This window comes from Kribbella sp. NPDC026596 (assembly GCF_040638415.1).
Lineage (GTDB): Bacteria > Actinomycetota > Actinomycetes > Propionibacteriales > Kribbellaceae > Kribbella.
This window is the reverse complement of the sequence record NZ_JBEZYF010000031.1, coordinates 14,205-32,194: the sequence shown is the minus strand read 5'-3', so window position 1 is coordinate 32,194 and position 17,990 is coordinate 14,205. Positions and strand designations below refer to the sequence as shown.

Annotated in this window: 24 protein-coding genes; 10 read left to right on the top strand and 14 right to left on the bottom strand. The window is 68.1% G+C overall.

All coding sequences use genetic code 11. The annotated features are described in order from the left end of the window. Positions 1 to 6: 6 nt before the first annotated feature. The gene (locus tag AB0E63_RS24820; protein WP_360370681.1) at positions 7 to 783 is read left to right on the top strand and encodes a mechanosensitive ion channel family protein; all 777 of its coding nucleotides are present in this window, start codon (positions 7 to 9) and stop codon (positions 781 to 783) included. Here AB0E63_RS24820 and AB0E63_RS24815 read toward each other — a convergent pair. From AB0E63_RS24815 to AB0E63_RS24795, 5 genes are all read right to left on the bottom strand, one after another. Beyond that, on the bottom strand, positions 731 to 1,432 hold the full coding sequence (locus AB0E63_RS24815) for a GNAT family N-acetyltransferase (protein WP_360370678.1): 702 nt from the start codon (positions 1,430 to 1,432) through the stop codon (positions 731 to 733). The genes AB0E63_RS24820 and AB0E63_RS24815 overlap by 53 nt on opposite strands. Positions 1,433 to 1,515: 83 nt before the next feature. Beyond that, positions 1,516 to 1,944: an OsmC family protein gene (locus AB0E63_RS24810; RefSeq protein ID WP_360370675.1), complete on the bottom strand. Its 429-nt coding sequence runs from the start codon at positions 1,942 to 1,944 to the stop codon at positions 1,516 to 1,518. 27 nt (positions 1,945 to 1,971) lie between these two features. Beyond that, entirely contained in the window at positions 1,972 to 2,391 is a 420-nt protein-coding gene (locus AB0E63_RS24805) for a globin (protein WP_360370672.1), read from the bottom strand. A gap of 15 nt (positions 2,392 to 2,406) precedes the next feature. Beyond that, positions 2,407 to 2,826: an acyl-CoA thioesterase gene (locus AB0E63_RS24800; protein ID WP_360370669.1), complete on the bottom strand. Its 420-nt coding sequence runs from the start codon at positions 2,824 to 2,826 to the stop codon at positions 2,407 to 2,409. Beyond that, positions 2,823 to 3,242 (bottom strand): thioesterase family protein, encoded by a 420-nt coding sequence (locus AB0E63_RS24795; protein WP_360370666.1) that lies wholly within the window; start codon positions 3,240 to 3,242, stop codon positions 2,823 to 2,825. Before AB0E63_RS24795 ends, AB0E63_RS24800 begins: the two co-directional genes overlap by 4 nt. 127 nt (positions 3,243 to 3,369) lie before the next feature. Here AB0E63_RS24795 and fabG point away from each other — a divergent pair, with 127 nt between their 5' ends. Further along, complete coding sequence (gene fabG / locus AB0E63_RS24790) at positions 3,370 to 4,122, top strand: 3-oxoacyl-ACP reductase FabG (RefSeq protein ID WP_360370663.1); 753 nt, start codon at positions 3,370 to 3,372, stop codon at positions 4,120 to 4,122. Positions 4,123 to 4,132: 10 nt separating this feature from the next. Then, entirely contained in the window at positions 4,133 to 4,588 is a 456-nt protein-coding gene (locus tag AB0E63_RS24785) for a MaoC family dehydratase (protein ID WP_360370660.1), read from the top strand. Here the strand turns inward: AB0E63_RS24785 and AB0E63_RS24780 are convergent. From AB0E63_RS24780 to AB0E63_RS24770, 3 genes are all read right to left on the bottom strand, one after another. Next, entirely contained in the window at positions 4,585 to 5,469 is an 885-nt protein-coding gene (locus tag AB0E63_RS24780; protein WP_360370657.1) for a GNAT family N-acetyltransferase, read from the bottom strand. The two genes, AB0E63_RS24785 and AB0E63_RS24780, sit on opposite strands and share 4 nt — an antisense overlap. Positions 5,470 to 5,561: 92 nt before the next feature. Further along, positions 5,562 to 6,368, bottom strand: coding sequence for a retropepsin-like aspartic protease (locus AB0E63_RS24775; RefSeq protein ID WP_360370654.1), 807 nt, complete (start codon positions 6,366 to 6,368; stop codon positions 5,562 to 5,564). Next, entirely contained in the window at positions 6,365 to 7,267 is a 903-nt protein-coding gene (locus tag AB0E63_RS24770; protein WP_360370651.1) for a GNAT family N-acetyltransferase, read from the bottom strand. Before AB0E63_RS24770 ends, AB0E63_RS24775 begins: the two co-directional genes overlap by 4 nt. A gap of 244 nt (positions 7,268 to 7,511) precedes the next feature. Here AB0E63_RS24770 and AB0E63_RS24765 point away from each other — a divergent pair, with 244 nt between their 5' ends. After that, positions 7,512 to 8,042, top strand: coding sequence for a hypothetical protein (locus AB0E63_RS24765; RefSeq protein WP_360370648.1), 531 nt, complete (start codon positions 7,512 to 7,514; stop codon positions 8,040 to 8,042). Here the strand turns inward: AB0E63_RS24765 and AB0E63_RS24760 are convergent. Next, entirely contained in the window at positions 8,033 to 9,004 is a 972-nt protein-coding gene (locus tag AB0E63_RS24760; RefSeq protein ID WP_360370645.1) for a WYL domain-containing protein, read from the bottom strand. The two genes, AB0E63_RS24765 and AB0E63_RS24760, sit on opposite strands and share 10 nt — an antisense overlap. Positions 9,005 to 9,058: 54 nt before the next feature. Between AB0E63_RS24760 and AB0E63_RS24755 the strand changes: the two genes are divergently transcribed. Beyond that, on the top strand, positions 9,059 to 9,631 hold the full coding sequence (locus tag AB0E63_RS24755) for a TIGR03086 family metal-binding protein (RefSeq protein ID WP_360370642.1): 573 nt from the start codon (positions 9,059 to 9,061) through the stop codon (positions 9,629 to 9,631). Here the strand turns inward: AB0E63_RS24755 and AB0E63_RS24750 are convergent. From AB0E63_RS24750 to AB0E63_RS24740, 3 genes are read right to left on the bottom strand one after another with little or no spacing between them, the layout of a single operon-like run. Continuing rightward, on the bottom strand, positions 9,628 to 10,380 hold the full coding sequence (locus AB0E63_RS24750; protein ID WP_360370640.1) for an SDR family oxidoreductase: 753 nt from the start codon (positions 10,378 to 10,380) through the stop codon (positions 9,628 to 9,630). The two genes, AB0E63_RS24755 and AB0E63_RS24750, sit on opposite strands and share 4 nt — an antisense overlap. Beyond that, complete coding sequence (locus tag AB0E63_RS24745; RefSeq protein WP_360370637.1) at positions 10,380 to 11,600, bottom strand: acetyl-CoA C-acetyltransferase; 1,221 nt, start codon at positions 11,598 to 11,600, stop codon at positions 10,380 to 10,382. The genes AB0E63_RS24750 and AB0E63_RS24745 overlap by 1 nt, the downstream gene beginning before the upstream one ends. Before the next feature lie 12 nt (positions 11,601 to 11,612). Further along, positions 11,613 to 12,758, bottom strand: coding sequence for an acyl-CoA dehydrogenase family protein (locus AB0E63_RS24740; RefSeq protein WP_360370634.1), 1,146 nt, complete (start codon positions 12,756 to 12,758; stop codon positions 11,613 to 11,615). Positions 12,759 to 12,833: 75 nt separating this feature from the next. On the opposite strand from AB0E63_RS24740, the gene AB0E63_RS24735 reads away from it, so the two are divergent. After that, complete coding sequence (locus AB0E63_RS24735) at positions 12,834 to 13,433, top strand: TetR/AcrR family transcriptional regulator (RefSeq protein WP_360370631.1); 600 nt, start codon at positions 12,834 to 12,836, stop codon at positions 13,431 to 13,433. 43 nt (positions 13,434 to 13,476) lie between these two features. On the opposite strand, the gene AB0E63_RS24730 is transcribed toward AB0E63_RS24735, so the two are convergent. Further along, a complete protein-coding gene (locus AB0E63_RS24730) occupies positions 13,477 to 14,052 on the bottom strand; it encodes a YceI family protein (protein WP_360370628.1) in 576 nt (191 codons plus the stop codon). 138 nt (positions 14,053 to 14,190) lie between these two features. Between AB0E63_RS24730 and AB0E63_RS24725 the strand changes: the two genes are divergently transcribed. Further along, complete coding sequence (locus AB0E63_RS24725) at positions 14,191 to 14,655, top strand: MarR family transcriptional regulator (RefSeq protein ID WP_360370625.1); 465 nt, start codon at positions 14,191 to 14,193, stop codon at positions 14,653 to 14,655. A gap of 1 nt (position 14,656) precedes the next feature. On the opposite strand, the gene AB0E63_RS24720 is transcribed toward AB0E63_RS24725, so the two are convergent. Then, the gene (locus tag AB0E63_RS24720; protein WP_360370622.1) at positions 14,657 to 16,024 is read right to left on the bottom strand and encodes an NAD(P)/FAD-dependent oxidoreductase; all 1,368 of its coding nucleotides are present in this window, start codon (positions 16,022 to 16,024) and stop codon (positions 14,657 to 14,659) included. Positions 16,025 to 16,116: 92 nt separating this feature from the next. Between AB0E63_RS24720 and AB0E63_RS24715 the strand changes: the two genes are divergently transcribed. The 3 genes from AB0E63_RS24715 to AB0E63_RS24705 all read left to right on the top strand — a co-directional run bounded on the left by AB0E63_RS24715 (position 16,117) and on the right by AB0E63_RS24705 (position 17,986). Next, on the top strand, positions 16,117 to 16,563 hold the full coding sequence (locus AB0E63_RS24715) for a MarR family transcriptional regulator (protein ID WP_360370619.1): 447 nt from the start codon (positions 16,117 to 16,119) through the stop codon (positions 16,561 to 16,563). A 41-nt stretch (positions 16,564 to 16,604) separates the two neighbouring features. After that, on the top strand, positions 16,605 to 17,474 hold the full coding sequence (locus tag AB0E63_RS24710) for an aminoglycoside phosphotransferase family protein (protein ID WP_360370616.1): 870 nt from the start codon (positions 16,605 to 16,607) through the stop codon (positions 17,472 to 17,474). Between the two features lie 83 nt (positions 17,475 to 17,557). After that, the gene (locus AB0E63_RS24705; protein ID WP_360370613.1) at positions 17,558 to 17,986 is read left to right on the top strand and encodes a DUF6325 family protein; all 429 of its coding nucleotides are present in this window, start codon (positions 17,558 to 17,560) and stop codon (positions 17,984 to 17,986) included. Positions 17,987 to 17,990: the final 4 nt, after the last annotated feature.

Here is a 17,990-nt window from a genome sequence, read left to right as displayed (position 1 = left end):
GGCGAGATGCCTTATTTGACCAGCTACCTTACGTCCGCAGTCAGTCACCCCCTGTTTTCACTGCCCGAGGCCTTCCCGACCTTCTTCCGGATGGGCAACGACGGCAAGCTGGAGGTGACCGACCAGATCATCGTGGTCCCGGCCCGGATCGCCGGGCTGATCATCGGCTTCCTCGTGCTGCGCTGGGTCCTGCACAAGGTGATTCGCAAGTTCGCCCGCCGGACCGGGAACGGGGCCGTCGCCGGCGTGCTGTCGAAGTCCAAGATCGGCCAGGGTTTCGTCGAGAACACCCTGGCCAGCGAGCGCCGCACGCAGCGGGCCGAGACGATCGCGTCGCTGCTGTGCAGCACGGTGACGATCGTGCTCACCGCGCTCCTGGTGGTGATGGTGCTGGCCGAGCTCGGCTTCAACATCGTGCCGGTGATCGCGTCGGCGAGCATCATCGGCGTGGTGCTCGGCTTCGGCGCGCAGACGCTGGTGAAGGACTTCCTGGCCGGCGTGTTCATGATCTTCGAGGACCAGTACGGCGTCGGCGACCTGATCGACATGGAGAAGGCGACCGGTGTCGTGGTGGCGGTCGGCCTGCGGATCACCACGCTGCGCGGCGAGGACGGCACCACCTGGTACGTGCGCAACGGCGAGGTCCTCCGGGTCGGCAACCTGACCACCCGCGACCCGGACAGCAACGCGTCCTCGGGGGTCGGCAGCGCCACCGAGAAGGCCGAAGAGGTCAAGGACGACGAAAGTGCGGCGACCGGAACGCCACACGAAACCCAAGCTTGAGGTAGAGCCGCTCCGCGTCCGATCCCTCAATCACCTGCAGGGTGATACGCCCACCCGCTGCATCGCGCTGTGCCTGGGCGAGCAACCTGGTCGCCAGCCCCCGGCCGCGGTACGCCGGCTTCGTGGCGACCGCGTACACCCCGAAGACCGGACCGGTCCGCAACACCAGAGTCACCGACGCCGGGTCCCCGTCCACGCGGACCAGATACAGCGACTGATCCGGAGACCGGTAGTTCTTCACCGCCATCTCCACGAGCATCCGCCGCCACCACTCGTAGTCCGGCTCGTCCTCGTCCAGAAACGCCGCCGCTTGCACCTCGGCGAACGCGGCCGCATCGTCGTCCGTGCTGATCGCGGCCATCGACTCGCCTTCGACCGCCTCGACCGGCACCTCCATGTGCACCAGCACCTCGGCCGACTCGAACCCGGCCGCCGTCAGCCGCTGCTCCCACCCGGCCCCGCTCCACGGCACCAGCCGGACGGTCGTCGTACCGGGCGGGAGCTCGGCTGACGGATCGAGCGGGATCCATGCCGAGAACTCCGCCGACTCCCCGACCACCTCGATTCCGGCGGCAGAGCGCCGTACCTCGCCGCGATGGGCGGCCAGAAACGCGAGGTGGTTGTCCAGCAGGGCGGTGTCGTCGGGCATGCGAGCAGTCTCGCGGACGGCACCGACAGGAACGACAGCGTCCGGCGAACCCAGAGGGCTCGCCGGACGCTGGTGTCTGGTGATCAGGCGGTGAAGGTGACGTCCAGGGTGATCGGGACGGCGGACAGCGCCTGGGAGACCGGGCAGTTCTTCTTGGCGCCCTCGGCGAACTCGGCGAACTCGTCCGCGGTCAGGCCCGGGACCTTGCCGTTCACCGACAGCTTGATGCCGGTGATGCCCTCACCCGGCTGGAAGTCGACGTCGGCCTGGGTGTCGAGCGCCTCCGGCGGGTTGCCCGCGCCGGCCAGCGCGTGCGACAGCGCCATCGAGAAGCAGGTCGAGTGCGCGGCGGCGATCAGCTCTTCCGGGCTGGTCTTGCCGTTCGCGTCGTTCGCCCGGGAGGCCCAGGTGACGTCGTAGGTGCCGACGCCGGACGACTCCAGGGCGACCGTGCCGGCGCCCTCCAGCAGCGAACCTTCCCAGTGGGCCTTGGCGGTACGCGTGGTAGCCATGCTCGTGTTGTCTCCTTCGAAAGAGAATCAGCGGCCGGACACGTCGATCGCGCCCGGGTACTGCGGTTCGTCGGTGTTCACCATGCTGTGCGCCGCCATCACCATGTACGTCCAGAGCTGCTCGTCCTGCTCCGGGGTCAGGCCGAGCTCGTCGACGGCGGCGCGCATGTGGCCGAGCCAGCGGTCCCGGGCGCTCGGGGTGACGGCGAACGGGGCGTGCCGCATCCGCAGCCGGGGGTGCCCGCGCTGCTCGGAGTACGTGCGAGGGCCGCCCCAGTACTGCTCCAGGAACATCCGGAAGCGCACCTCGGCCGGACCGAGGTCCTCCTCCGGGTACAGCGCCCGCAGTTCAGGGTCGGCGGCGACACCGCGATAGAAGGCCGCTACCAACCGGTGGAAGGTGTCCGCCCCACCGACGGCGTCGTAGAAGCTCTGCTGCTCACTCATGTCGGTCCCAGTCTCTCAAGCCGACACAATGCGCTTGACCAGGGCTGCCCTTTCGGACTCCGACAGCTCTCTCTTGGCATGCGTCTCCGCGTCCACGGTGACGATCACCGACACCGCCTTGGCGTACACGTCCTCGGTCTCCCCGCCACGGTCGACGATCCAGGAGCCGAGCGTGTACGACGTCGTACCGATCGACTCGACCCACACGTCGACGTCGTACGGCGGATGCCTGAGCAGGATCGGCCGCAGGTAGTCGACCGTCTGGCTGACCAGGACACACGGGTGATCGGCGAACAGGTCGCCCGCGGTGCCGAGCACCTCGGACAGGAACGCGATCCGGGCCTCCTGGAGGTAGTCGAAGTACCGGACGTTGTTCACATGGTCGTACGAGTCGATGTCCGACCAGCGGACCAGGACCGGGTGCGTGAACCTCATGCGCCCACCAGCTTCGACAACGCCTCGCGTTCGACCGGGCTGATCCGGCGAAGGCGGTTCGCGCCGAAATCGAACGGGACCAGCCTGGTGCGGGCCTCGACATAGGTACGGCGTTCCGGCTCGGCGTCGAGGATCTCGTAGTCCACGGTGAACGAGGCGGCCCTGATCTCACTGATCCACAGCTCGATCCGGACCGGCTCGGGCCGGAAATGCAGCGGCGCGCGGTATTGCACCTCGTGCCGCGCGACCAGCAGGCCGGTTTCCAGGTCGTCCGCGCCGAGATCCTTGGCGGTCCGGAACAGGAAGTCGACCCGGGCGTCTTGGAGGTAGTCGACGTACCGGCCGTTGTTCACATGGCCGAGCGCGTCCAGGTCGCCCCACCGCAACGGGCAGTAGTAGACGTGGCGGTTGCTCATACTTTCCGCACCCGACCGCCCCGATCTGTGATGATCCACACGGCGATCATCGCATCCTGGGTACTTCCGGCGTGACGGAGCGTGGGTAATGTCATCCCCGGCAGCAGCACGCAGACAAGGAGCAGGCATGAGTGAGCGGGTGGCGATCGTGACCGGGGCGGCCCGGGGAATCGGCGCGGCCGTCGCGCAGCGGCTCGCGGCGGACGGGAACGCGGTGGCCGTCCTCGACCTCGACGAAGGCGCCTGTGCGGGCACCGTGAAGGCGATCACCGAGGCCGGTGGCAAGGCGATCGCGGTCGGCTGCGACGTCAGCAAGTCCGACCAGGTCGCCGCCGCGATCGAGCGCGTGGTCGCCGAGCTCGGTGCGCCCACGATCCTGGTGAACAACGCCGGCGTGCTGCGCGACAACCTGCTGTTCAAGATGTCCGACGACGACTGGGACACGGTCATGTCGGTGCACCTGCGCGGCAGCTTCCTGATGTCCCGGGCGTGCCAGGCGCACATGGTCGACGCGGGCTACGGCCGGATGGTGTTCCTGTCGTCGACCTCGGCGCTCGGCAACCGCGGCCAGGCGAACTACGCCTCCGCGAAGGCCGGCCTGCAGGGACTGGCCAAGACGCTGGCGATCGAGCTGGGCAAGTTCGGGATCACCGCGAACGCGATCGCCCCGGGGTTCATCGAGACCGACATGACCGCGGCCACCGCGGCGCGGGTCGGGGTCGACTTCGAGGAGTTCAAGAAGGCCACCGCGGCCACCATCCCGGTGAATCGCACCGGCAAGCCGGAGGACATCGCCGCTGCCGCGTCGTTCTTCTGCAGCGAGGAGGCCGGCTTCGTGTCCGGCCAGGTTCTGTACGTCGCCGGCGGACCGCGGAACTGAGGGCGGGGAGATGGCACAGACCTTCACCGGTGTCGACGAGGTCGTCCACGCGGTCGGCACCCACCTGGGTGAGACCGAGTGGCTCGAGATCACCCAGGAACAGGTGAACAAGTTCGCGGAAGCGACCGGGGACCACCAGTGGATCCACGTCGACGTCGAGCGCGCCCGCAAGGGCCCGTACGGCGGAACGATCGCGCACGGCTACCTCACGCTCAGCCTGATCGCCCGCTTCGGTGACGAGCTGTTCTCCATCACCGGCGTCACCGCCAAGCTCAACTACGGCGTCAACAAGGTCCGCTTCCCGGCGCCCGTCCCGGTCGGCACCCGGGTCCGCGCCGGCGCCTCCATCACCAACGCCATCGAGACCCCGGCCGGTATCCAGGTCTCGCTCAACTGGGTGATCGAGCTCGAGAACTCCACCAAGCCGGCCTGCGTCGCGGAAACCGTCGTACTGCTCGTCCCTTAGAGCGGACAGATCAGGACGGCGTGGGTGGCGACGCGGTCGTAGCCGAGCCACTCGTTCACCGCGAGCATCGGGGTGTTGCCGTCGTAATTGGCGGTGTAAGCGCCCTGGACGCCGGCGTCTGCAGCGCGGTGCAGAGCGGCGGACTTGATCAGCTTGGCCAGGCCGCGACCGCGGTACTGCGGCATCGTCGCGGTCATCTGGGACCAGATCCGAGTGCGATCACCGTGGCCGAGCGTGAACGCGGCGATCTGGTCTTCGTACAGCGCGGCGACGCTGAGGTCGAGGACCATGTCCCGCGAACGCCAGATCGCGGCCAGCCAGTCGTCGTACGGCCGGGAGGTGATCTTCGCGTCGCCCGGTTTGGTCCGCTGCGCCACTTGATCGGCCTCGTACAGCTGCCGCGGGTCGACGTCGGTCAGCGGGAGCAACTCCACCCCGGTCGGGACGCCAGGGACGTCCGGCGCCTTGCGCGGATCGATCCCCGCGTAGTGCACCTGCCGGGTCTGCCGGTAGCCCCACCGTGCCGCCCACTCGACCGTGGCAGGATCGGCGAACACCCGTGCGGTCGTCGCCCCGGCCGCCCGCAGGTCCTGGTGCGTTGCCTCCAGCAACTTCGCGCCGATGCCCTGACCCCGGTGGTCCGGCCGGACCAGCAGCCGCAACTGCCCGTCCAGCGGATCCGAGCCCGCGATCAGCCCGGTCGTCGCCCAGCCGACGACCTCGCCGGCGTCCACCGCGGCGAACGTTCCGACCCCCGGAACGGCCGGCGACGCCAGCCTGCGAGTCAACGCACCTCGCGTGACCACCAAGTACGGCGCGATGGCGTCGTGCAACGCGACCGCTCCCTCGACATCCCCGGTCTCGGCCGCCCTGATCTCCATGCGAACTCCTTGCGAACTCCCTCAGCGAAGCTCTCCGGAACATAGCGCGATTTCAGGTGCAGACCAGATGCGAAATCGATTACAGATCTGTCTCAGAGCCGCGGTCCGAGGATCATCCGGGCACCGGAAACGTCGAAGGACAGACGATAACGCTCAAGGTAATCAGCACCGACCAGTCCGTCATGGATGATGCTCTGAAACTGCACTCGCGGCGCCTTCTGCGCCGTCTCCGGCGCTGCCGCCAGATGGACGCTGCCGCCGATCGTCACCCAGTGCCGGGTCCACTCATATCCGGTCTCGTCAGTACCGGTTTTCGTCGTCACCTCCGGACTGCCGAGATCCACCGCGCAGTCGGCGAGGAACCTGGTGTCGAGGATGAGACTGCCCGACCCGGTGTCCACCTCGACGCAGATCTCGCGCCCACTCGGCAATACGAGTTGGACAAACGGATCCACCGACACCGACTCCCGCCGGACCTCGAGCGGGATCACGGGACCGTCCACCGCGACGTCCGTACGGCGTCGCACGGTCAGAGTCGACGCATCCGGATCGGTGGTGACCACCTGCTCCTCGAAGAAGCCCGGACCGAGGATCCCGGCGAATCCGTTCGGACCGTCGATATCCCCGAGGTCGGCGACTCCGGCAACGTGCGCATCGACGGCGTACTCACCGAGCTCGACCAACGGCAGCCGGACCAGCGGTGTCTCGACGGCCTGACCGGACATCCGCCGGCCGGTGAACGACGCACCGGTCGCCTGGACATCGGCACGAGCCGCCAGCGCCGACGACACCACCGTGATCCCGATCCCGGTGTCGACCAGGAACCTGTACTCCTCCCCGCCGACCGTCAACGGCACCCGGATCAGGTGCTGGATGCGGTCGAAGCCGACCGTGGTCACAGCGTGCGCAGCAGACCCAGCTCGGTCTGGACGCGCTGGTAGCCCAACCAGTTGTTGACGGCAAGCATCGGGCCGTTCTCGTCGTCGTTCGACGTGTACGCGGCGGTGATCCCTGCGGCGGCCGCCCGGCGAAGGGCGACGGACTTGACCAGCTTGGCCAGCCCGCGACCCCGGTACGCCGGGATCGTCCCGGTCATGCCCGACCAGGCACGGTCGCCGGCGGTCTCGACCGCGGTGAACGCCGCCACCTCGTCACCCGCCATCGCGGCCACACTCAGCGACTTGTCCAGCGCCGGGCCCTGCCAGACCTCCTCGAACCACTGGTCGTACTCGATCGAGTCCAGCGGCGAGTCACTCGGCTCGTCCAGCGTGGCGATCGCGTCGGCGGTGTGGACCCGCCGCGGATCGACCTGGTCCAGCGTCACGAGCTCGATGCCGTCCGGGGTCTCCGGCTGCTCGGGCAGCGATCGCGGGTCGACCCCGGAGAAATGCATCTGCCGGGTCCCGTCGTACCCGAGGTTCCGGGCGAACTCGAGGCCGTCGGGGTGGACGAAGGCCCGGACCCGGATCGCGCCGACCTCGGTCAGGTGCTGATGGAGCCGATCGGCCAGGGCGGTGGCGATGCCCTGCGTGCGATGGTCGGGGTGCACGTAGATGGACACCTCGCTCTGACCCGGCTCACTGGTCCAGACGTTCAGCCCGGCAGACCCCCAGGCGACCACTTCACCACCGGACTCCGCGACCAGCGGCAGGAACCGCTGCCCCGGTGTCTGCACGGTGATCATGTGCCGGGTGGCCGCCGCCGACATCACCTTGTACGAGTAGACCGCCCGTCGTAGCGCCGCTATCCCGTCGGCGTCATCAGCCACCGCCGACCGGATCACCACCCCTGTCGTCATGCCCGGACCCTAACCACGAGAGGTGCCACACGCCACGCATTAAGGTCGCAACGCGATCGCAACGGGGGTGCGCGACTTGTGATTCTGCTGTGCACCGGACTGGCACTACAGTTAGCCGGTGCTGTCGGACTGATCGCCCCGACTACCGGAAGTGCCATCGTGCTGGGACGCGACGGGGTCACCGGTGGCGGGGCGTCCGCTTTTCTCTTGACGAGCTCCACGATGTCAGGAGTAAATGGCTTTCATGCAGGTTACCGATGGCGCCTCCGCCGCACGGGTTCTCGCCGGCCTGATGGTCTCCGACGCGCCGCGTCCCGAGTACGCAGACGCCTTCCAGCCCTTCGCCCCGCTGATCGGCAGCTGGGATCTCGACGTCGCCTGGTACGACGATGACGGCAACGTCAGCCGGCAGACCAAGGGCGAGTGGCACTTCGCCTGGGCTCTCGACGGCCGGGCGGTCGCCGACATCTGGATCACCCCCAGCCGCGCCGCCCGCGCAACCGACGGCGACGGCGAGTGGGGTCTGTCGATCCGGATCCACGACCCCGAGCTGAACGCCTTCCGTTCCACCTGGCTGGGCCCGAAGGCCGCGTTCGTCATGCCGTTCATCGCCCATGCCGACGGCGACTCCATCACGCTCTCCGCGCAGGCCGCCAACACCCGCTGGGCCTTCACCAACATCACCGAGACCAGCTTCGACTGGCGCAACGAGGACGAGACCGACGACGGCCGCGTCCTCCTGCGTCAGACCTTCGTTGCCCGGCGTCAGGAGTAGGTGGCAACGGCGGCGGCCGCCAACTCGAGCAGCCGGCCGCGCAGCTCGACCGGCTGGACTACTTCGACGTCTCCGCCGAAGCCAAGCAGTACGCCGCAGGCTGCCTCGCGGACACGGAAGTGCAGGGACAGGTGCGGCCACTCGTCGTCCGACGGCACCTCCTGGGCAATGGTGCCCTTGGCAAGCATCGGGGTGGCGATCCGGCGGATCAGCCCGACGCGGTCCGGATGAACCCGCACCTCCACCTCCACGCCGACCGGCGCCTGCTGCTCGAGCCCGGACCGCAGCCGGTCCCACTCCGCGCGTACGTCCAAACCGTCAGGCCGGACCGCTGCCTCCTCGAGCACATCGACCTGCTCGACGCGTGACACCCGGTACATCCGAGCCGCGCCACGATGCGCGGCTACGAGATACCAACGTCCGGCCTGCTCGACCAGTCCCCACGGATCGACGGTCCGGCGTTGGAGCCCTTCACTCGCGGACGCGTACCGCAGTCGCACCCGTCGCCGGTTCACCACCGCTTGCCGCAGTACCGGCAGTGCACCGTGGTCTTCGGCCTCCGCGAACCACCGGCGACGGTCCACCACGATCGCACCTGACAAGGCGTCGGCGTCGTCCTGCAGCGCCAGTGGCAGCGTCGACGACAACTTGCCCATCGCGGACTGCAACGCGTCCCGCAGCCCCAGCTCCTCCGACAACGCCGCCCGCCCCGACCACGCGAACAAAGCCTGGGCCTCGCGTGGCGTCAGCCCACTCACATCAGCCCGATACCCCGGCAGCAGCACACAACCCCCGTTGCGCCCACGCTCGGTGTAGACGGGTACGCCGGCCGCCGACAACGCCTCCATGTCACGCATGACCGTGCGCGTCGACACCTCCAGCCGCTCGGCCAGCTCCCGCGCACTCAACCGCGGATGCCGCTGCAACAGCAGGATGATCTGCAACAACCGGTCGGCTCGCACAACCTCAACAATATGCGACAGAAGATGTCTTGTTTATCCCGCGAGGCTGTCTCCATGAACAACCTCGTCAATGACCCCCGCCCGATGCTCATCCGCGCCCTGGACCAGACGCAGCAACTGATGGACGCCGTCGGCTCCGAAGACCTCGAGCTGCCGACGCCGTGCCCGGAGTACGACGTCAGCACCCTGCGCGGCCACCTGCTGTCCGTGGTGGGCCGGATCGACCTCGCACTCAACGGCGGGAACGCACTCGACATCCCCTCGATCACCACTGCCACCGACGTCATGGGCACCTGGAAGGAACGCCGGTCGCGGCTCGACACGACCCTGGTCGACAACGCCGTCCTCGGCCGGACCTGCAGGCTGCCCTGGGGAAGTCTGCCCGGAGCCGCCGCCATCGGCGCCTACACCAGCGAGCTCACCACCCACTCGTGGGACCTCGCCAAGGCGACCGGCCACACCGACCTGCTGGACGACTCACTCGCGGTCTACTGCCTTCCGCTGGCGCAGCGCGCCATTCCGGCCGAGCCTCGTGGCGGACATGTCCCGTTCGGCCCCGTCGTACGGGTCGCCGACGACGCAGCGCCGTACGACAAGCTGGCCGCGTGGCAGGGACGTCAGCCCTAGACGATCCCGCCGTTCAGGGTGAGTCCGCCGTCGATGGTGATGGTCTGGCCGGTGATCCACGACGCCTCGTCGGACAGCAGGAACCACACCAGCGAGGCGACGTCCTCCGGCCGGCCCAACCGCCGCAGCGGGTACGTCGACGCGACCTTGTCCTCACGTCCTTCGTAGAGGGCTCCGGCGAACTTGGTCTTCACCACCGCCGGAGCCACCGCGTTGAGCCGGATCTCCGGAGCCAGCTCGACCGCCAGCTCCGCCGTCACCCGGGACAGCATCGCCTTGGTCGCGCCGTACCAGCCGATGCCGGGTGACGGCGCCAGACCGGCCAGCGACGACACATTGACCACGGCGCCACCGTGCTCGCGCATCCACGCATCCCGGCACGCCTTCACCCATGCGATCGCGGCGAGCACGTTGGTGTCGACCATCTTGATCGCGACGGTCTGGTCGACGTCGAGCAGCTTGCCGTAGATCGGGTTGATCCCGGCGTTGTTCACCAGCAGATCCACCGACCCGTACGTCGCCACCGCCGCGGCGACCACCGTCCCGCGATGGGTGGGATCGGCCACCTTGCCGGCCACCGCGAGCGCATGCTTGCGGCCACCCAGGATCTCGACCGCCTCGTTGAGCGTCTCCTGGGTGCGGCCGGTGATCACCACGCGAGCGCCATCGGCCACCAGGCGCTGCGCGATCGCCAGCCCGATCCCCCGGGATGCTCCGGTGACGATCGCCGTACGGTTCTCCAGGCTCATCAGCTCAGGCGCTCGAGGACGACCGCCATGCCCTGGCCACCGCCGACGCACATCGTCTCGAGGCCGAACTGCTTGTCCTCGAACTGCAGTCCGTTCACCAGCGTGGTCATGATCCGCGCACCGGTCGAACCGAACGGGTGCCCGAGCGCGATCGCGCCACCGTGCACGTTCAGCTTGTCCTCGTCGATGCCGAGCTCCCGCGCCGAGCCGATCACCTGCACGGCAAAGGCCTCGTTGATCTCGACCAGGTCGATGTCGTTGATGCTCATCCCGGCCCGGGCCAGCGCCTGCTTCGACGCCTCGACCGGACCGAGGCCCATGATCTCCGGCGACAGACCGCTCACTCCGGTCGACACGATCCGCGCCAGCGGCGTGAGGCCGAGCTCGCGGGCCTTGGTGTCGCTCATGATCACGACCGCCGCGGCGCCGTCGTTCAGCGGGCAGCAGTTGCCGGCCGTGACCGTGCCGTCCGGACGGAACACCGGCTTCAGCCCGCTGACCCCTTCGAGCGTGGTGCCCGCCCGCGGACCGTCGTCCTTGCTCACCACAGTCCCGTCCGGCAACGTCACCGGGACGATCTCACGCTCGAAGAAGCCGTTGCCGAGCGCCTTCTCGGCCAGGTTCTGCGAGCGGACGCCGAACACGTCCTGCTCGGCCCGCGTGATGCCCCGCAGCGTCGCCACGTTCTCCGCGGTCTGCCCCATCGAGATGTAGATGTCCGGGATCTGGCCGTCCGCGCGCGGGTCGTGCCAGGTGTCGTTGGTCTCGGCGTACTTCTCGGTCCGCTGCACCGCGTCGGTGAAGAGCGGGTTGAACGAGCTCGGGTCGCCGACGCCGGCGGAACCGAAGTTCTTGTACCGCGACACGCACTCGACGCCGGCGCTGACGAAGATATCGCCCTCGCCGGACTTGATCGCATGGAAAGCCATCCGCGCGGTCTGTGTCGACGACGCGCAGAACCGGTTGACCGTGGTCGCCGGCGTGTTGTCCCAACCGAGCTGCACCGCGACCCGGCGGGCCATGTTGCCACCGTGCTCGTCGTGCGGCTCCGCACACCCGAGCGCGAGGTCCTCGATCTGGTCGCCGGTCAGCCCGATCTTGCCGACCGCCGCCTGGATCATCTGGACGGCGAGGTCGTCCGGCCGGATCGTGGTCAGCGACCCCTTGTACGCGCGACCGATCGGCGAGCGGGCCGTGGACACGATGACTGCTTCAGGCACTGAGGTTCCCTTCTACAGGCCGAGGTCGCGGCCGATGAGTTCCTTCATGATCTCGTTCGAGCCGGCCCAGATCTTCGTCACCCGGGCGTCCCGCCAGGCCCGCGCGACCCGGTACTCGTTCATGTAGCCGTAGCCGCCGTGCAGCTGGACGCACGCGTCCAGGATCTCGTTCTGCACCTGGGCGCTCCACCACTTCACCTTCGCCGCGTCCACGGCCGACAGCCGGTCCTCGTCGTGCGCGACGATCGCGTTGTCGACGTACGCCTGGGTGACCTCGGCCTTGGTGACCAGCTCGGCGATCACGAACTTGTTGTACTGGAAGGAGCCGACCGGCTGGCCGAACGCCTTGCGCTGCTTCACGTACTCGATCGTCTCGTCCAGGATCTGGGTCGCCTGCGCGATGTTCGACACCGCCGCCCCGACCCGCTCCTGCGCCAGCCGCTCCATCATGTGGATGAAGCCACGGTCGACCTCGCCGAGCACATTGTCGTCACCGACGAACACGTCCTCGAAGAACAGCTCCGACGTCCCCGACTCGGTCTGGCCGACCTTGTCCAGCTTGCGGCCGCGGGCGAAGCCCTCCATGCCCTCCTCGACCACGAACAGCGTGATGCCCTTGGCGCCCTTGGACGGATCGGTGCGCGCCGCGACGATGACGAGGTCGGCCATGTCGCCGTTGGTGATGAAGGTCTTCGACCCGTTCAGCACCCACCCGCCGTCAGTCTTCTTCGCGGTCGTCTTCAGCGCGGCCAGGTCGGACCCGCCGGACGGCTCGGTCATCCCGATCGCGGCGACGTACTCACCGGAGCAGAACTTCGGCAGCCAGCGCTGCTTCTGCTCCTCGGTGCCCAGATCCACCAGGTACGGCGCGACGCAGTCGTAGTGGATGCCGAAGCAGCTCGACAGCGACGCGGAGACCTTGGAGACCTCCTCGGCGAACACCGCGTTGAACCGGTAGTCGCCCACGCTCGAACCGCCGTACTCCTCCGGCACGTCGAGGCCCAGGAAGCCCTGCTTGCCGGCCTCCAGCCAGGCGGCCCGGTCGATCGTCTTCTCTTCGAGGAACTGCTCCATCCGCGGCACCAGCGAGCGGTCGCAGTACTCCTTCGCGCTCGCCCGGAATGCGTGATGGTCCTCATGGAAGATGACGCGGTCCATCTGGGGCCTCCCCGAGATCTGAGATGAATCACTAAGCGCTTGCTTAGCTTCGCGAACTTGAGGCAGGGTGTCAACGTGTCCGCAGTCACCAGTCCCCTCGTCTGGGAGCACGTCCAGCCGGCCGCCGCCCGCCGGCTGCTCACCGGCGCCGTCGACGCGTTCGCCGAGCGCGGATTCCAGGCCACCACGACCCGCGACATCGCGTCCCGCGCGGGGATGAGTCCGGCCGCGCTGTACGTGCACTACCCGTCCAAGGAGCGCCTGCTCTTCGAGATCAGCTTGTACGGCCACAATGCGGCCCTCGACGTACTGCGCTCGGCCGACCAGGGATCGACTCCCGCGGACCGGCTGCGCTCCCTCGTCTCCGCGTTCACGGCCTGGCACGCGCAACACCACACGATCGCGCGGGTCGTGCAGTACGAGCTTGCCGCGCTCACCCCCGACCACCTCGCCGAAGTGGCGACGATCCGGCGAGCCATCTCCACGCAGATCGAGCAGGTGCTGGCCGACGGCGTACGCGACGGATCCTTCGCCGTCCCCGACCTGCCCGGCACGACCCTCGCCGTACTCTCGCTCTCCATCGACGTCGCCCGGTGGTACACACCACACCGCGGCGACCCGGAAACGCTGGGCAAGCTGTATGCCGACCTCGCGCACCGGATGGTCCAGGCATAGCAAAGCCCCGCACCTGTGCAGGTGCGGGGCTTTGACGTGTGCGTCAGGCCTGGAGGGCGGCCTGGACGTCGAGGTGGATGTCCACCTTGTCACCGATCAGCAGCTTGCCACCCTCGAGCGGCACGTTGAAGTCGATGCCCCAGTCCTTGCGGCTGATCGAGGTGGAGGCCTCGAAGCCGATGATGGTCTGGCCGTACGCGTTCTGGTCCACGCCGAGGAACTCGACCGCGAGCTCGACCGGCTTGGTGACGTTCTTGATGGTCAGCTCGCCGGCCAGGACGTAGTCGTCGCCCTCCGGCTTGAAGGCGGTGCTGGTGAAGGTCATCTTCGGGCTGTTCTCGGCGTCGAAGAAGTCGCCGGAGCGCAGGTGCCCGTCGCGCTGCTCGCTGCGGGTGTGCACGGAGGCCAGCTCGACGGTGACGTTGGCGGTCGACTCCTCCAGCGAGTCCTTGACGACGATCTCGCCGGCGTACTCCTGGAAGGTGCCGCGGACCTTGGTCATCAGGTGCCGTACGGTGAAGCCGATCTCGCTGTGCGCGGTGTCGAGCGCATAAGTACCGGCAACCAGGCCAGGAATGCTGGTAGTGGGGGTCGTGCCGGTCGTAACGGTCTCGCTCATTGTTTCCTCTCGGGAAGGTGTTCCTACTGGTCGGGGGCGACGCAGCCGGGGGACGCGGATGTTCAAATTTCAATCTCTGGCTACGACAGTAGGAAGTAACGGTTTAAAAGTCAACTACATTCCCGGTACACTGTTGCCGTGACGACGACGACTGAAACCCGGTGGCTGGACGCCGAGCAGCAGGTGGCGTGGCGGGCCTACCTGCTGGGGACCGCACGCCTGATGGCCAAGCTGGACGACGACCTGCGCCGCTTCGGCATCGGAATCAACGACTACGAGATCCTGGTCAGGCTCTCCGAGGCGCCCGACCGGCGGCTCCGGATGGCTGACCTGGCCGACCGGCTGCACCAGAGCCGCTCCCGGCTGACCCACACCGTCGGACGGCTCGAGGCCGCTGACCTGGTCCGGCGTACGTCGTGCACGAGCGACAAGCGCGGCGTGTGGGCCGAGCTGACCGAAGCCGGATTCGGGCTGCTCGAGACGGCAGCGCCGTACCACGTCGAGGGCGTTCGGGAGAACCTCGTCGACCTGGCCACCCCCGAGGACTTCTCCGCGGTGGGCCGCGTGTTCGACGCCGTGTCGGAGCACATCGGGCAGCGCTGACTCATCCCGCGGCCTGGGCCGGGGTGATCTCCAGAATGAGCTCGTCCCGGTCCGCTCCGCGGTAGGCCATCATCGAGTCGCGCATCCGCCGCTTGACCGGTGGCAGGTGGTTGACGGTGCGCATCGCGGTTCGCATCCCGGCCAGCGCCAGCCGCCCGATCACCGGCTTGTGCACCGGGTCGTCCGACGTCATCTGCGCCCGTGACTTGAGCACCGCGTCGAAGCCGTACTCGATCATCTTGGCCTCGTACTCACGCACGGCCGGGATCAGTTGCTGCCGGCCGTCACGCACCTCGATCAGCTTCCGGCACAGGTTCACCGCGTCCCGCAGGGCCGTGTTCGCGCCGACACCACGCCCCGGCGTCATGGTGTGAATCGCGTCACCGAGCAGCGTCACATTCGTCGTCTCCCACGGCTCGAGCGGGACCGAGGTCCAGATGTTCACCGGGAAGCAGGTGCCGGGATCGGCCAGCTCGAACAGGCGGCGCAGGTTCGGGTGCCAGCCCGGCGTGATCTCCAGGGCGACGTCGGTCAGCTCCTGCCCGCGCAGATCCATGATGTTGGCCGGCAGCTTGTCCTTGGTCCCGGACAGCCCCCAGTTGATGTAGTCGCGGGTGTTGTCGAACTGCAGTCCGGGCCAGCGGCGGATCAGCTCCTCGGTGTTGCCGCCGATGCCGTGTTTGACGTTGCCATCGCGGTCCCACTGGAACTCCATCACGTGCACGATGCAGGCGAGTCCACGCGGCGCACTGACAATCGAGATCCCCTCGAACACTTTCGGCGGCACAAGCTTCGCGCTCTCCCCGGTGATCGGCAGCTTCCCGGCGATCGCGACGATCCCGGTCTCCTCGGTCCTCGCCTGCGGCAGGTACTGACGCCGTACCCGTGAGCCCGAGCCGTCGGCGGCGACCAGGAGATCGCCGGTGGCGTGCGTACCGTCGGCGAAGTACGCCGTCACCTGGTCGCCGCGCTGCTCGAAGTGGGTGAACTCCTTGCCGAACTCGACCACGTCGTCGAGACCGGTCAGCAGCACCTGTCGGAGTGTCATCCGACTGATCGACTTCTCGCTCTCGACCGGGTCGGTCGACTCAGGGAGTTCCATCGACAGGACCTCCTTGAGGTCCTCGGTGAGCATGTTGAAGTACTTCGGGTCGCGGGCCTTGGTCGCCACGAACGTGTCGTAGAGCTCCGGCGGCAGCAGCGCATGCAGCGCCCGGCTGCCGTCGGGGTCGATGCCGACCCGGTAGCCATGCAGGCCGTCCGTCCGCAGCGCGTCCCGCTCGAACACGGTCACGCCGATCCCCGCCCGCCGCAGACCGTGCGCCAACGCCAGCCCGCCGGTCCCGCCACCGATCACCAGCACCTTCATCGCCTGCTCCTTTATCTCGGATCTTCAAGTATCTTGGTAGTCCGAGTATCTTGGCGATCCGAGAGAAATGCAAGCCCTATGCTGAGGTGGCCATGACCAGTTCCCGAGAAGAGCTCGCCGGCGAGATCCAACAGCGGATGATCCGGTTCATCGCCGAAATGGTGCTGTACAACCACGCGGTCTCCGCGAAGGTGGGCCTGGGCGCCAGCGACTCGCAGTTCATGACGCTGCTGCAGACGTACGGCCCGCTCACGCCACGGCAGCTCGCCGAGCACACAGGACTCACGTCCGGCACGGTCACCGGCGTCATCGACCGGCTGGAGTCGCATGGCTTCGTCACCCGTCGGGCCGACCCGGGCGATCGCCGCAAGGTCGTCGTCACGCCGTCGCCGGAGGCGATCCAGGACAAGCTGGTTCCGCTGTACGCCGAGCAGGGTTCGCGGATGCAGGAGGTCCTGGCGACTCGCACCGTCGACGAACTGCGGACGATCTCGGCGTTCCTCGCGGACGCGGTCGACAACGCTGAAGCCCGGAGCTAAAGCCTTTTGAGTCCGTCACCCGGTTTCGACAGTCTTACCGCGTGACGGATAACCAGCAAGACGGCCGGGCCGGCATCGACGCCGCACTGGTACGCCGATTGATCGCGCAGCAGTTCCCGCAGTGCGCCGACCTGCCGGTGACGCCGGTCAAGATCGACGGCTGGGACAACCGAACGTACCGGCTCGGCGATGAGCTGACCGCACGGCTGCCCACGCACGAGAGCTACGTCGCGGCCGTCCACAAGGAACACCAGTGGCTGCCGATCCTCGCGCCGGCCTTGCCTGTCGCTATCCCCGAGGCCGTGGCGAAGGGCTCACCGGGCGAGGGATACCCGTACCACTGGGCGATCCGCCGCTGGATCCCCGGCGAGACCGCGTCGCCTGAGACTGTCGCCGACCTGGACGAGCTCGCCCGGTCGATCGCCGGGTTCATCCTGGCGCTGCAGAGCGTCGACGCCACCGGCGGGCCGATCGCCGGCGCGCACAGCTTCTACCGCGGTGCGCCGCCCGAGTACTACCACGACGAGACTCTCGAGGCCCTCGCCGTACTGAAGGGCCGGATCGACATCGATCTGGCGCGTGAGGTCTGGGACGCCGCGCTCGCAACCTCGTGGGACCGGGCGCCGGTGTGGTTCCACGGCGACATCGCGAGCGGCAATCTCCTGGTACGGGACGGACGGCTGTCGGCCGTCATCGACTTCGGAACATGCGGGGTCGGCGACCCGGCGTGCGACCTGGTGATCGCCTACACATTCTTCTCCGGCACGTCCCGCGCAACCTTCCGGGAGGCCGTCCAGCAGGACCCCGCCACCTGGGCCCGAGCCCGCGCCTGGGCGCTGTGGAAAGCCCTGATCACCGCGGACATCCCCGTCGTCGAAGAGGTCCTCGCCGACCACGAACTCCACACCTGAGCCCTCACCCCCGTGGGATGATGTGGGGCCATCCCGCCCGGCCTACCGTGCTGCCACTGAGATCGTCCGGCGAGGGAGAGAACATGGACGGCGTGGGGCCTGTCGAGTATGTGGTGATCGAGTTCCCGGGGAATCGGTTCAAGGGCGAGATCGTGCCGGCTCTCGCGGAGCTGGTGGACAACAAGGTGATCCGCATCCTCGACGTCGTCTTCATCAAGAAGGACGCCGACGAGACCGTGAGCGTCCTGGAGTTCGACGCCCTGGACGATGTCCTCGAGTTCGGATTCGCCACCGTCGACGGCGAGGCCGGCGGTGTCCTGAACGAGGAGGACCTGCAGATGGCGGCCGAGGTCCTCGCACCGAACAGTTCGGCGGCGCTGCTCGTCTGGGAGGACCGGTGGGCCGCGCGGCTCGCGCAGACGATCCGGGACGCCGGTGGCCAGATCACGGCCGGCGAGCGGATTCCGCACGAGATCGTGACCAAGGCGCTGACCGGCATCGCGGCCGGTTGACGGC